10 protein-coding genes are annotated in these 13,329 nt (G+C 72.0%); 6 read left to right on the top strand and 4 right to left on the bottom strand.

Annotation, left to right across the window (positions count from 1 at the left end; translation table 11 throughout):
• The first annotated feature begins 259 nt into the window (after nt 1-259).
• On the top strand, nt 260-823 hold the full coding sequence (locus E3O67_RS03945) for a thioesterase family protein (protein ID WP_134428418.1): 564 nt from the start codon (nt 260-262) through the stop codon (nt 821-823).
• Nucleotides 824-947: 124 nt separating this feature from the next.
• On the opposite strand, the gene E3O67_RS03940 is transcribed toward E3O67_RS03945, so the two are convergent.
• From E3O67_RS03940 to E3O67_RS03925, 4 genes are all read right to left on the bottom strand, one after another.
• Nucleotides 948-1,460, bottom strand: a complete 513-nt coding sequence (locus E3O67_RS03940; protein ID WP_135101938.1) for an SRPBCC domain-containing protein — start codon at nt 1,458-1,460, stop codon at nt 948-950.
• Between the two features lie 98 nt (nt 1,461-1,558).
• Nucleotides 1,559-3,157 carry an NAD(P)/FAD-dependent oxidoreductase gene (locus tag E3O67_RS03935; RefSeq protein WP_135101936.1) on the bottom strand — a complete coding sequence of 533 codons (1,599 nt, stop codon included), beginning with the start codon at nt 3,155-3,157 and terminating at the stop codon, nt 1,559-1,561.
• A gap of 34 nt (nt 3,158-3,191) precedes the next feature.
• A complete protein-coding gene (locus tag E3O67_RS03930; RefSeq protein WP_134428412.1) occupies nt 3,192-3,569 on the bottom strand; it encodes an META domain-containing protein in 378 nt (125 codons plus the stop codon).
• 73 nt (nt 3,570-3,642) lie between these two features.
• A complete protein-coding gene (locus E3O67_RS03925) occupies nt 3,643-4,557 on the bottom strand; it encodes a LysR family transcriptional regulator (RefSeq protein WP_134428410.1) in 915 nt (304 codons plus the stop codon).
• Nucleotides 4,558-4,698: 141 nt separating this feature from the next.
• Here E3O67_RS03925 and E3O67_RS03920 point away from each other — a divergent pair, with 141 nt between their 5' ends.
• The 5 genes from E3O67_RS03920 to E3O67_RS03900 all read left to right on the top strand — a co-directional run.
• Nucleotides 4,699-8,325 (top strand): bifunctional proline dehydrogenase/L-glutamate gamma-semialdehyde dehydrogenase, encoded by a 3,627-nt coding sequence (locus E3O67_RS03920; protein WP_135101934.1) that lies wholly within the window; start codon nt 4,699-4,701, stop codon nt 8,323-8,325.
• A 197-nt stretch (nt 8,326-8,522) separates the two neighbouring features.
• Nucleotides 8,523-9,545 (top strand): 3-oxoacyl-ACP synthase III, encoded by a 1,023-nt coding sequence (locus tag E3O67_RS03915; RefSeq protein ID WP_135101932.1) that lies wholly within the window; start codon nt 8,523-8,525, stop codon nt 9,543-9,545.
• Complete coding sequence (locus tag E3O67_RS17720) at nt 9,542-10,996, top strand: alpha/beta fold hydrolase (RefSeq protein WP_370260041.1); 1,455 nt, start codon at nt 9,542-9,544, stop codon at nt 10,994-10,996. Before E3O67_RS03915 ends, E3O67_RS17720 begins: the two co-directional genes overlap by 4 nt.
• Nucleotides 10,887-12,539 carry an AMP-binding protein gene (locus E3O67_RS17715; RefSeq protein WP_167726468.1) on the top strand — a complete coding sequence of 551 codons (1,653 nt, stop codon included), beginning with the start codon at nt 10,887-10,889 and terminating at the stop codon, nt 12,537-12,539. The genes E3O67_RS17720 and E3O67_RS17715 overlap by 110 nt, the downstream gene beginning before the upstream one ends.
• A 25-nt stretch (nt 12,540-12,564) precedes the next feature.
• A partial coding sequence (locus E3O67_RS03900) for an NAD(P)-dependent oxidoreductase (RefSeq protein ID WP_135101928.1) occupies nt 12,565-13,329 on the top strand: 765 nt, incomplete at its 3' end.

Below are 13,329 nucleotides of genomic sequence, written 5' to 3'. Positions count from 1 at the left end.
GGCCGCCGCGGCGGCTGTGGCGGCCGTGGCGGTAGCGGAGCGGCCCGCGGCGCTCCCTGCCGCCTAGCGGCCGCGGAGCCGTGCCGCCCTCGTGCCGAGAGTGACCCGCGGAACGGGCACGCTCGACCGGAACGGGTACACCGAGGCATGTGGGGCGTCTGCTGTGGCAATCGTGCAGGTTCCGGGCATGTGGGGCCGGATGCTTGTGGCTCGCGACAGCCGATGCGCCCCCGGGGCCACCGGTGGCTAGCATCTCAGGATGCATATGCTCTGGCGCACCCTCCTGCATTCTGTTCTGTCCCGCTTCGGGCCGCGCCTCGGCCACTACGACGTGGCCGGCACCCGGTTCGTCACTCTGCCGACCGATCAGGACATCCTGCGGCATATGAACAACGGCGTGTACCTGTCGATCATGGACATCGCCCGCTTCGACATGCTGCACCGCACCGGTATCTGGGCCATCTTCCAGAAGCGCGGCTGGTACCCGGTGGTGGTGTCGGAGACGATCAGTTTTCGCAAGTCGCTGACCCTCGGCCAGAAATTCACGGTGGAGTCGCGCATTCTGGGCTTCGACGCGAAGGCCGTCTACGTCGAACAGCGGTTCGTGCGGCCGGACGCCGACGGCATCCCGGAGATCTACGCGCAGGGGTTCATCCGCGGCCGGTTCCTCAAGCGCAGCGGAGGAGTCGTCGGGATCGATGAGCTCGTCGACGCCGTGGGCGCGGTGCCCGACGACGTGACCGTGCCGGCCTGGCTGCTGGACTGGAGCACGGATGTCGCCATGCCCGCCACCCGCGCCGCCGCCCCCAGTCACTGGAGCTGAGCGGGCGCCGCGCGAAATCCAACCGCCGCGTCTTGTGGGTCCGATGCCCTGCGGCAAGTCCGCCCCAGCCCGAACGAATTCGGCTGCGGCTCTGACCCTCCCGAGTCTTCCGGGAGCGGCCCCGCTAGGTGGTGGGCTCGGTGGCCTTCTTCGGTGGGATCAGCTCGCTGTAGTACTCCACGTGCGGCTGGTAGTGGGTCCGGTCGGGCAGGGGCTGGCCCGTGCGCGCCGCAACGAGGCGGTCGAAGTAGTGGTCCCAGAACGGGCCGACTCTGGCGGCCTCCGCGGCGGAGTGCAGGCGCTGGCCGAACGTGAGGGTGGTCATCCCGGCTCCCTCGACGAGGTGCAGGATCACGTGACGAGAGGCGTCGCCTTCACCGATGTCGGCGGTGAACCGCTTCGGCGGGATGCACTTGATGATGCTCACGTACTCCCACTCGGCATCCGGTTCGTCCAGCTTGAACCGCACGGCGCCGGTCTCGGGAGCGCCCGTGTAGGTTCCGATCCAGCCGTGGAGACCGGCGGACCTGCTCACGCTCGCCCACACGTCTTCCTTCGACGCGGTGAAGAGCCGGTCGAGCATGAAGTACAGGCCGTCTTCGCGATAGGCGAGGCGTCCGGTTGGCTTGAATGACATGCGAACCTCCACGGTGAGTGAGGCACGGGCCTCACGACAAAACTATGCCCTTCTCCGGGCCGGGGCCAGCAGCCACGCCCTCCGTCCCGGCCCGCCGCCTACCCCTCGAGCACCGCCATCGCCGCGTTGTGTCCGCCGATTCCGCTGACGCCGCCGCCGCGCCGGGCACCGGCCCCGCAGACCAGGATTCGCGGATGCCGCGTCGCCACCCCCCAGCGCTCGGCCGCGGTGGATCGCGGCTCGTCGTCCTCGAGGAACGGCCACTCCAGCGGGCCGTGGAAGATGTTGCCGCCGGGCAGGTTGAGGGCGTGCTCCAGGTCGAGCGTGGTCTTCGTCTCGATGCAGGGCCGACCCGCGGCATCCGTCAGCAGCAGGGTCTCGATGGGCTCGGCCAGTACGGAATCCAGCGACGCGAGAACGGCGGCCTGGAGCCGGTCGCGCATCTCGTCGTTGTTCTCCTCGGTGAGCCAGCGGTGCGGGGCGTGCAGAGCAAACACCGTGAGGGTCTGCGCGCCGGCGGCGACGAGCTCGGGGGAGAGGATGCTCGGGTCGCTGAGCGAGTGGCAGTAGATCTCGCAGGGCAGCAGCTCGGGGAGGCCGTCGTGGGCCGCCTGATCATAGGCGCTCTCCAACTGGGTCAGCGTCTCGTTGATGTGGAAGGTGCCGCCGAACGCGGCCTCGGGGGAGACGGACGTGTCACGCAGCAGCGGCAGCCGGCGGAGCAGCAGGTTCACCTTGACCTGCGCGCCCTCCGGTTTGGCGCCCGCCCCGGCGCCCGCTCCGGCTTCGGGGCGCACGGATGCCGGCGCGGCCTCGTCGAGGAGGCCTCGCAACACCCACGGGGCCACGTTGGCCAGCACGTGCGCACCCTGAACGACATGCTGGGCTCCGCCGTGCCGGTAGCGCACCTCGCCCTCCGGCGTGACGCCCATGACCTCCGCCTCCGTCACGATCCGGGCGCCGGCCTGCCGGGCGGCCTTCTCCAGCTCGCTGGAGACGGCGCCCATGCCGCCCACCGGCACGTCCCAATCCCCGGTGCCGTTGCCGATGACGTGGTAAAGGAAGCAACGGTTCGCGTCGAGCTCCGGACTGTCCAACGACGTGAAGGTGCCGATCAGGCCGTCGGTGGCGACCACCCCGCGCACGAGGTCGTTCTGGAAGCGATCACGGAGCGCGCCGCCGAGCGGCCGCTCGAAGAACTGCTCCCAGATCACGTCGTCACCGAGCAGGGCCTTCGCCTCGGAGCGCGTGGGCAGCGGTTCGCAGACCGTGGGGAAGAGCGCCCGGGCGGTGCTCTCCGTGTCGCGGTAGAAGGCGTTCCAGGCCGGGAAGTCGGCGGCCGCACCGACCCGGTCGAAGCTGCCGCGGGTGGCCGGCTCGTCACCGCGGTCGACCAGGAGTCCCGAGCGGGTGTCGGCCGGGTCGGGGGTGTACGAGGAGTAGCGGCGGCGTGCCAGCTCGATCTCGAGCCCGAGCTCGTCGATGATCCGCTGCGGCAGCAGGCTGACCAGGTAGGAGTAGCGCGAGAGCCGCGCATCGACGCCGGGGAACGCCTGGGCCGAGATGGCCGCGCCGCCGACCTGCTCCTCCCGCTCGAGCAGGAGCACGCTCTTGCCGGCCAGGGCCAGATAGGCGGCGGCGGTCAGGCCGTTGTGTCCGCCGCCGACGATCACGACATCGTGTGTGGGTTCGCTCATGCACCGACACTACTCATGCGCCGGCCCGGCGGGGTCAGTTCGTGCGTTGGAGTGTGCCGATCTCGTCCCCGCCGTCGTCTTGGATGGTCATGGTCGACCCGTCCACGGTGGCGGTGCTGGCCCCGTTCAGCCAGGTGTCCACGCCCTCGCAGGCCATCAGGGTCGACGCGAACGTGCCGAACTCGATGGTGTCGCCGTTCATCGACCAGGTGCCGACCAGCCGGTTGCAGCCGTCGGTCCCGGTCACGGACTCGTCGTCTTTCAACTCCAGGCCGGGCGTGCCCGTGGCGTCGGGGGTGCCCCAGGTGCCCGTCACGTCCGCGCTGCCGGCACCGGCACCGGCAGCGCATCCGGCCAGACCCAACGCGAGGGCGACGGCGGCGAACGCGAGCAGGGTGATTGGCTTGGGCATGGGTGGGGCTCCGTTCGCGGGTGTCGGCGCGGGTCGCCGGACGCGCCCATTCAACGATCAAAACCGGGGAAGGTCAACCTTTCGCCGGGGCGGCGACCAGGTCCACGGCGCGGGCCAGGGCGTCGCGCACGGCGAGCACGCCCGGCCGTCTGGCGCTGGAGCACCGGGCGGAGGAGAACACGGTGCGCAGCGGGCTCCCGGGCAGTTCGACACCGCGCACCGTGGGCGTCTGCCCGGCCCAGATCAGGTCCGGCAGGATGCCGACGGCGGTGCCCGATTCGATCAGACGGATGTGCGCGATCAGGTCGGCGGTCTCGAACCGCACGTCGGGCTCGAATCCGGCCGACCGGCAGAGCTGGGTTGCCCAGTGCCGCGCGGCGGTGCCCTCCGGCTCCATCACCCAGGGCAGGTCGGCGGCTTCGGCGAGCGACGCGGTCGGGCCGCGGCCGCGGCGCGGGGGTGGAACGGCCAGCCGGAGCGCATCCGTCGCCAGGTTCACCCGGTCGAGATCGGGCCAGCGCGCCCGGGTGTGCCCGGGATACTGCTCGGCGAGCACGAGGTCGAAATCGCGCGCGGAGACCTCGAACAGGCCGCGCTCCGGCTCGCGCTCGGTGACCTCGACCCGCAGCTCGGGGAACTCCTCGGCGAGGAGCGTGAGGGCCCGGGGGATGAGGGCGTGCGCCGCGGACTGGAACAGGGCCACGCGCACGGTGCCGGAGACGGTCGTCAGCGACGCGGTCATCTCCGCCTCCGCCAGTTCCAGCCGCTCGAGCAGGTAGGTCGTGTGCAGCACGAGTACCTCGGCCTGCGGGGTGAGCCGCACCCGGCGCCCGACCTTCTGCAGCAGCGGGACGCCGGCCTCTTTCTCGAGCAGCGAGAGCTGCTGCGACACGGCGGACGGGCTGTAGGCGAGGGCCTCGGCGACCCCGGCCAGGGTGCCGCGGATCTTGAGCTCGCGCAGCAGGCGCAGTCGGCGCACATCCAGCATCCGTCACCCTCCTCGATTGACTCCCTATTGATCATAAATGCTAATCAATATCGATCATAAAGATTCGCTTTTGCTAAAGGAACGAAAACCACACACTGAAATCAGCCGTCCGCCGTGAACGAAAGAACTAGCCTCGTGACCATGACCAACTCCACTCCATCCGTGCAGCACGATTTCAGCGCCGATGTGGTCGCCCTCGTGCAGAAGTGGCTCGCCGACAGCGCCACGATCCCCGCCGACGTGTCGGCCCAGCGCCTCGCCGGCGTGCTGAAAGACCCGAACGGGCTCGACTTCACGGTGGGCTTCGTCGACGGCGTCATGCGCCCGGAGGACCTCATGGTCGCCGGCTACAACCTGGCGAAGGTCGCCCGGCAGGCGCCCGGCTTCCTGCCCTCCTACATGCGCGGGGCCATCGGTCTCGGCGGCGTGCTCGGCCCGGTGCTGCCCTGGGTGGTCATCCCCGCGGCGCGCAAGGTGTTGCGTCAGATGGTCGGGCACCTGGTCGTGGACGCCACGCCCGAGAAGCTCGGCCCGGCGATCGCGCACCTGCGCGAGTCCGGCAACCGGCTCAACATCAACCTTCTCGGCGAGGCCGTGCTCGGGGAGAAGGAGGCGCTGCGCCGCCTTGAGGGGACCCGCTCCCTGCTCGCCCGCGACGACGTGGACTACGTCTCGATCAAGGTCTCCTCTATCGCCAGCCAGCTGTCGATGTGGTCGTTCGACGAGGCCGTCGATCGGGTCGTGGAGCGACTGACCCCGCTGTACGAGCTGGCCGCGGGGGTCTCGACAGGCGGGGCCACCGGAGGAGGCCGGGCCACCGGGGCCAAGTTCATCAACCTCGACATGGAGGAATACCGCGACCTCGACCTCACCATCGCGGTGTTCGAGCGCATCCTCGACCAGCCCCAGCTGCTGCACCTGGAGGCCGGCATCGTGTTGCAGGCCTACCTGCCCGACGCACTCGGGGCGCTGCAGGGGCTGACCCACTGGGCACAGGGTCGCCGGGCCGCGGGCGGAGCGCCGATCAAGGTGCGGGTCGTCAAGGGCGCCAACCTGGCCATGGAGCACGTCGACTCGGCCGTGCACGACTGGCCGCTGGCGACCTATTCCACCAAGCAGGACAGCGACACGAACTACAAGCGCGTGCTCGACTGGGCGTTCACCCCGCAGAACACGGATGCCGTCAAGATCGGCGTCGCCGGTCATAACCTCTTCGACGTGGCGTGGGCCCACCTCCTCGCCACGAAGCGCGGCGTGGACGACCGGGTCGAGTTCGAGATGCTGCTCGGCATGGCCACCAGCCAGGCCGAGGCGGTCCGCAAGGACGTCGGCCGCCTCCTGCTCTACACGCCCGTGGTGAACCCGGCCGAATTCGACGTGGCCATCAGCTACCTGATCCGCCGTCTCGAGGAGAACGCCAGCCAGGACAACTTCATGTCGGCGGTGTTCGAGTTGACGAGTTCCCCGCAGCTCTTCGACCGCGAGAAGGAGCGGTTCCTGGCCTCACTCGACGGCCTCGACCTGGTCGTCCCGCAGCCGAACCGCCGCCAGGACCGCACCCAGGCCGCCCAGCTCGACGCGGCCGACCACGACGGCGGGTTGCCCGGCGGCGGCGACGAATTCGACGACGAGTCCGGGGACGAGTCCGGCATCGGGCTCACCGCGGCCGTGCTCGGGCTCACCCGCGGCTCGATCGCGAGCCTGCCGCACACCGGTTTCCACAACGAACCCGACACGGACCCGTCCCTGCCCGCGAACCGGGACTGGGGCCGTCGCATCCTGAGCCGGGTCGAGACCTCCACGCTCGGCGTGGACGCCATCCGTGACGCCCGGGTCGGTGACCGGGCCGAGCTGGACCGCCTGATCGAGACCGCCGCGGCCAGCGGCGCCGCCTGGGGCCAGCGCACCGGCGCTGAGCGCGCCGCCGTGCTGCACCGGGCCGGCCTCGCGCTCGCCGCGAACCGCGACCGCCTGATCGAGGTGATGGCCGCCGAAACCGGGAAGACCATCGCCGAGGGTGACCCTGAGGTCAGCGAGGCGATCGACTTCGCCCACTACTACGCCGAACGCGCCCGCGACCTCGACGCCGTGCAGGGCGCCATCTTCGTGCCCTCGAAGCTGACCGTGGTCACCCCGCCGTGGAACTTCCCGGTCGCCATCTCGGCCGGCGGCGTTCTCGCCGCCCTCGCCGCCGGCTCCGGCGTCATCGTCAAGCCCGCCAAGCTCGCCCAGCGCTCCGGTGCCGTCATGGTCGAGGCGCTGTGGGAGGCCGGCGTGCCGCGCGACCTGCTGGTGCTGGTGGACCTCGCGGACCGGGAGCTGGGCACCCGCCTGATCTCGCACCCGGCCGTCGACCGGGTCATCCTGACCGGGGGCTACGAGACCGCGCAGCTGTTCCGCAGCTTCCGCGAGGACCTACCCCTCCTGGCCGAGACGAGCGGCAAGAACGCCATCATCGTCACTCCCTCCGCCGACCTCGACCTCGCCGCAGCCGATGTCATCAAGAGCGCCTTCGGGCACGCCGGGCAGAAGTGCTCGGCCGCGAGCCTGGTCATCCTGGTCGGATCGGTCGCCAAGTCGGAGCGCTTCATCAGCCAGCTGACGGATGCCGCGACGTCCCTGCGGGTCGGGCGCCCGGCCGACCCGGTCACCCAAATGGGCCCCATCATCGAACCGGCCGAGGGCAAGCTGCTGCACGCCCTCACCACGCTGGGCGTCGGTGAGAAGTGGCTGGTCGAGCCCCAGCAGCTCGACGAGTCCGGCGCGCTCTGGTCGCCCGGCATCCGCACCGGGGTGCTGCCCGGATCCTACGTGCACCTGACCGAATTTTTCGGGCCCGTGCTCGGAGTGATGCACGCCCGCACCCTGGCGGAGGCCATCCGTTTCCAGAACGCGGTCGACTACGGCCTCACCTCGGGGCTGCACTCGCTCGACCCGGCCGAGCTCGCCGAATGGCTGGACACGATCGAGGCCGGAAACCTCTACGTGAACCGCGGCATCACCGGCGCGATCGTGCAGCGCCAACCCTTCGGCGGCTGGAAGCGCTCGGCCGTGGGCCCGGGCACCAAGGCCGGCGGGCCGAACTACCTGTACGGGTTCGGCAGCTGGGTGAGCGAACCCGGCCGCAACAGCTCGACGCTGCACCTGCGCGGCCTCGACGAGGCCGTCACCGACCTGATCGAGGCGGCGCAGACCGTGCTCGACTACGCGGACTTCGACGTGCTGCGCCGGTCGGCGCTGAGCGACGCGCTGGCCTGGCGGGAGGAGTTCGGCGCCGTGAAGGACGTCTCTGACCTCGGTCTCGAACGCAACCTGTTCCGCTACCGCCCGCTCCCCGTCACCGTGCGGCTGACCGAGTCCGGCACTCTCTCCGACCTGCTGCGGGTGATCATCGCCGCGACCCTGTCGACGGCGCGGTTCGAGGTCTCCAGCGCCATCCCGGTTCCGCCGATGGTGCGCAATGTGCTCGCCGAACGTGAGATCGCGGTCGCGGTCGAGAGCGACGACGAATGGCTGGAGCGGGCCCAGACCGGCGGCATCCGCACCAGCCGGGTGCGCCTGATCGGCGGGGACCGCCTGCAGGGGGCGAATGCGGAGGCCTCCCGTCTGGCCCACGCGCTCGGCGGCAGCCCGGACATCGCGGTGTACGCGCACCCCGTGACCCAGGCCGGCCGGGTCGAGCTTCTCCCGTTTTTGCGCGAGCAGGCGATCTCGATCACCGCGCACCGCTTCGGCAATCCGAGTACCCTCTCCGACGGGCTGATCTAGCGGCCGGGCTGCGGCCGGGCCGAGGCCCGTGCTGCGGCCCGTGCGCCTGCGGCGGGCCAGACGACTAAAATGGGACTTTGGTGGCCGCAGTCGGCGGTCGGCTGCTCACAGCAGGTGTGCGGACAACAATCAGGCTTCTGGTGCACAATGACGGGGGCCTGACTGCCCACTGCTGCAATTCGACAGGGGATCCACAGTTGGACGGTAACGCAACGACGACACACCGGAACGTCGCCCTGCTGTCGGTGGCGAGCGAGCTGGCCCCGCAGATCACGACCTCGGTGGACATCGATCGGCGCCTGCAGCCGGCCCTCGCACGGCTGAGACTGCCCAGCGGTCTGCTCCAGCGGGTGGCCGGCGTGAACGAGCGCCGCAACTGGGCTCCCGGCCAGGCCTTCGACGACGCGGCCGTCACGGCCGGCAAGCGCGCCCTGGCCGCCGCCGGCATCGAGCCGGGCCAGGTCGGTCTGATGATCAACACCTCGGTGACCCGCAAGCACCTCGAGCCCTCGGTGGCCGTGCGCATCCACCACGGACTCGGCCTGCCCTCCTCGGCCACGAACTTCGACATCGCGAACGCCTGCCTCGGTTTTGTCAACGGCATGACCCTGGCCGCCCAGCTGATCGACTCCGGCCAGGTGCAGTACGCCGTGATCATCGACGGGGAGGACGCCGACCAGATCCAGACCAACACGATCGAGCGCCTCGGCCGCCCGGATATCAACCGCAAGGACTTCATGAGCGAGTTTGCGAGCCTGACGCTCGGCTCCGGCGCGGCCGCGGCCGTGCTCGGGCGGGCCGACCTGCATCCGGAAGGCCACCGCATCCTCGGCGGCGTGACCCGCGCCGCCACCGAGTTCAACGGCCTCTGCGTCGGCAGCGTCGACGGCATGTTCACCGACGCCAAGGCGTTGCTCAAGGGCGGCATGGAGCTCGTCGTCTCGGCCTGGACCGAGGCCAAACGCGACTGGAACTGGTCGGGCATGGACCGGTACATCCTGCACCAGGTGTCGGACGTGCACACCAACGCGATCGTGAAGGCGACCGGGCTGGACCGCAGCCGGGTTCCGCTCACCTACCCGCTGTACGGCAATGTGGGGCCCGCGTCGATCCCGATCACCCTCGCCGAGGAAGCCTCCCGGCTCACGAAGGGCGACCGGGTGCTGCTGATGGGCGTCGGCAGCGGCCTCAACACGGCCATGATGGAACTCGCCTGGTGAACCGCGGCTCCAGCCCCGTGTCCTACCGCCTCCCGCGCGCCGCCGCGACGCCGGCGCCCGCGTCCCTGCCGCCGGCCGGGCTGGCGGGCCTCGATGCCGCGTTCTCGCGGTTGGTGCCGGTCGTGTCGCCCGCCTCCGGGCATCCGGTCACCCGCACCTGGCACCTGCTCGACAACGGGGAGCGCCTCGCCGAACTGGGCGTCACCCCGGTGGGCACCGTGCTCTGCGTGCACGGCAATCCGACCTGGTCCTACCTGTGGCGCGAGTTCGTCACCGCGGCGACGGATGCGGCCGCGAACGGTTCAGAGGCCTGGCGCGTGATCGCCGTCGACCAACTCGAGATGGGGTTCTCCGAGCGGGCGGGGGCCCCGCGCCCGCTCGCCACGCGCGTGCGGGACCTGGCCGAGCTGACCGACACCCTCGGCCTTGTCGGCCCTGTGGTCACCTTCGGTCACGACTGGGGCGGCTCGATCTCGCTCGGCTGGGCCGTCGACCATCCGGAGCTGCTCGCCGGTGTCATGCTGCTGAACACGGCCGTGCACCAGCCGGAGGACGCGCCCGTGCCGGCCCCGCTGCGGCTGGCCCTGCGGAGCAGCGTGCTCGGCTCCGGCACCGTGGCCACGCCCGCGTTCCTGGAGACGACGCTGGCGCTCGCGCATCCGCCACTCCCGGCCGCGGTCAAACAGGGCTACCGCGCGCCCTACCGCGGCGCGGACCGCCGCGGCGGGATCGGGGCGTTCGTCGCCGACATCCCGGTGCACGAAGCCCACGAGAGCGCGGCCGAACTCGCCCGGATCTCCGGCGGCATCCGCGACCTTGGCGTGCCTGCCCTGATGCTCTGGGGCCCGACCGACCCGATCTTCAGCGATCGCTACCTCGACGACCTGCTGGACCGCCTGCCGCACGCGGACGTGCACCGCTTCGAGGGGGCCGGGCACCTCGTCATGGAGGACGTCGACTACGCCGCCGCNGCACCTCGTCATGGAGGACGTCGACTACGCCGCCGCCGCACTGACCTGGCTCGGCGACCGCGCGGTGCCTGCCGCCGGTGCCGCCGGTGCCGGTGCTGCTGCCGCTGCCCCAGCCGCCGGCGCCGGTGCCGGTGCTGCTGCCCCAGCCGCCGGTGCTGCTGGTGCCGGTGCCCCTGCCGATCAGGTGCCCGCTCAGGTGCCCGTTCCGGTCGAGAGTGCCCGTTCCGCGGGTCACTCACGACCGGAACGGGCACACTCGCGCGGCGCGAGAGGCGGCGAGGGTGCGGGCGGCTGGGCGGCCAGCGAGCGGCATCCGCTCTGGCACTACCTCGACGACCTGCAGAACAGCGACGAGACCGCGCTGATCGACATGGCTCCACTCGGCGGCGGCGCTCCCCGCGTCGTCAGCTGGCGGCTGCTGTCCCGGCGGGTGCGGCAGCTCGCCTGCGGCCTCGACCGCTTGGGCGTTCGGAAGGGTGACCGCATCTCGTTGCTCATCCCGCCCGGCGCCGACCTGACCGCGGTGCTCTACGCCTGCGTGCGGATCGGCGCGGTCGTCGTGGTGGCGGATGCCGGCCTCGGCCTGCGCGGGCTGACCCGCGCCGTGCGCGGCGCGCGCCCCGATCACGTGATCGGAGCCGCCGCCGGGCTGCTCGCCGCCCGGGTGCTCGACTGGCCCGGCCGGAAGATCTCCGTGGCCCGGTTTCCCCGCGCCGCAATGCGTGCCCTCGACATCTCCGCCACCCTGGCCGAACTGATCGCGCTCGGCGCGGACGAGGAGCTGCCGCCGCCGCCGGAACCCGGCGACACGGCCGCCGTGCTGTTCACCTCCGGCTCGACCGGCCCGGCCAAGGGTGTCGTCTACACGCACAGCCAGCTCGCGGCGGTCAGCCACGCGCTGTTCGCCCAGTACGGCGTCGGCCGCGGCACCGGCCTGGTGGCCGGCTTCGCCCCGTTCGCGCTGCTCGGCCCGGCACTCGGCGCCCGCTCGGTGACCCCCGACATGGACGTGACGAAACCGAAGACCCTGACCGCCGCATCCGTCGCCGCCGCGGTCGCCGCCATCGACGCGACCGTGGTGTTCCTGTCGCCGGCGGCGCTGGCCAACGTCGTCGCCACCGCAGGCAGCCTCACCGCCGCCGACCACGTCAGCCTCGCCGGCGTGCGGAGCTTCCTCTCCGCCGGCGCACCGGTGTCCGAGCCACTGCTCGCCGCGGCGGCCCGGCTGATGCCGGCGGCCTCCGCGCACACGCCCTACGGCATGACCGAGGGGCTGCTGATGGCCGACATCACGCTCGACGGCATCCGCGAGGCGATGGCCGCAGCGGGCTCGACGGCGGCGGCCTCGTCGCCGGACTCCTCGGCGTGGTCCGCCATCGCGGTGACGGATGCCCCGGCCGGCCCCGGCGGCGTCTGCGTGGGCCGCGCGACGGCGACCACGCGCATCCGCACGAGCGCCCTCGACGCCCAGGGCAACGCCACCGGCGAGCTCTCCGAGGCGGCCGGGATCACCGGGGAGATCGTGGTTTCCGCCCCGCACGTCGAGGACCACTACGACCGCCTGTGGCTGACCGACCGGGCCGCCCGCCGCGGCGCCGTGCCTGGGGAACGCTGGCACCGCACGGGCGACGTCGGGCACCTCGACTCCGCCGGACGCCTCTGGGTGGAGGGGCGCCTGCCGCACGTGATCACCACGGCGGCCGGTGTGCTCACCCCGGTCGGGCCCGAGCAGCGCGTCGAGTCCGTCGCCGCGGTGGAACGGGCCGCCGTCGTCGGGATCGGGCCGGCCGGCACCCAGCAGGTGGTCGTCGTGGTCGAGACCGTCCTGCCCGTCCGCCGGGTCGCCCTGGCTGACCCCGAGCTGGCCGCCGCCGTGCGCGCCGCCGCGGGGCTGCCGCTGGCCGCGGTGCTGGTGGTGCCGCACCTGCCGACGGACATCCGTCACAACTCGAAGATCGACCGCAGCCGTCTGGGCCGCTGGGCCGGCGGCATCCTCTCCGGCGCACGGATGTCCCGACCGTGACGCGCTCGCTGCCGACGGTGCTGCCGTGAGGGTGCTCGTCACCGGGGCGAGCGGCTTCCTCGGCCGGGCCGTCGCGGCGGAGATCGCGGCCGCCGGGCACGAGGTGCGCGCCTTCCAGCGCCGCCCCTCGGGCGTGCCCGGCGTGACCGACGTGCTCGGCTCGGTCACCGAGCCTGCCGAGGCCCGGCGCGCCGTCGCCGGAATGGACGCGGTCGTGCACCTGGCCGCAAAGGTGTCCCTCGCCGGCAGCCCGGCCGACTTCGCCGCCGTGAATGTGGGCGGCACGCGCACCCTGCTGGCTGCGGCCACGGATGCCGGCGTCGCCCGTTTCGTCTTCGTGTCGTCGCCCTCGGTGGCCCACGCCGGGGCATCCATAGTCGGCAGCGGCGCCGAACCGGCCGACCCGGCCCGCGCCCGCGGACCCTACGCCCGCACCAAGGCCGAGGCCGAACTCCTCGCGCTGGCCGCGGACTCGGCCGAGCTGCGCGTGGTCGCGGTGCGTCCGCACCTGGTCTGGGGGCCCGGCGACACGCAGCTCGTGGCCCGCATCGTCGAGCGTGCCCGGGCCGGACGCCTCCCGCTGCTCGGCCACGGCGCCGCCCTGATCGACACCACCTACATCGACAACGCCGCCTCGGCCATCGCGGCCGCCCTCGAGCAGGCCGACGCCGTGCACGGCAATTCCTACGTGATCACGAACGGGGAGCCGCGGCCGGTCGCCGAGCTGCTCGCGGGCATGTGCCGGGCCGCCGGCGTGCCCGCGCCGGCCTGGCGGGTGCCGGCCGGGGTC

Origin of the sequence: Cryobacterium sp. TMT3-29-2 (assembly GCF_004564305.1) — a bacterium.
Taxonomy (GTDB): domain Bacteria; phylum Actinomycetota; class Actinomycetes; order Actinomycetales; family Microbacteriaceae; genus Cryobacterium; species Cryobacterium sinapicolor.
Note: the sequence above shows the minus strand (reverse complement) of the source record. Positions and strands in the feature narration are given on the sequence as shown.

Excerpts from the sequence above, each read along its gene's own strand:
- E3O67_RS03945 (WP_134428418.1), top strand. The coding sequence starts at position 260 with ATGCATATGCTCTGGCGCACCCTCCTGCATTCTGTTCTGTCCCGCTTC.
- E3O67_RS03940 (WP_135101938.1), bottom strand. The coding sequence starts at position 1,460 with ATGTCATTCAAGCCAACCGGACGCCTCGCCTATCGCGAAGACGGCCTG.
- E3O67_RS03935 (WP_135101936.1), bottom strand. The coding sequence starts at position 3,157 with ATGAGCGAACCCACACACGATGTCGTGATCGTCGGCGGCGGACACAAC.
- E3O67_RS03930 (WP_134428412.1), bottom strand. The coding sequence starts at position 3,569 with ATGCCCAAGCCAATCACCCTGCTCGCGTTCGCCGCCGTCGCCCTCGCG.
- E3O67_RS03925 (WP_134428410.1), bottom strand. The coding sequence starts at position 4,557 with ATGCTGGATGTGCGCCGACTGCGCCTGCTGCGCGAGCTCAAGATCCGC.
- E3O67_RS03920 (WP_135101934.1), top strand. The coding sequence starts at position 4,699 with ATGACCAACTCCACTCCATCCGTGCAGCACGATTTCAGCGCCGATGTG.
- E3O67_RS17715 (WP_167726468.1), top strand. The coding sequence starts at position 10,887 with ATGGCTCCACTCGGCGGCGGCGCTCCCCGCGTCGTCAGCTGGCGGCTG.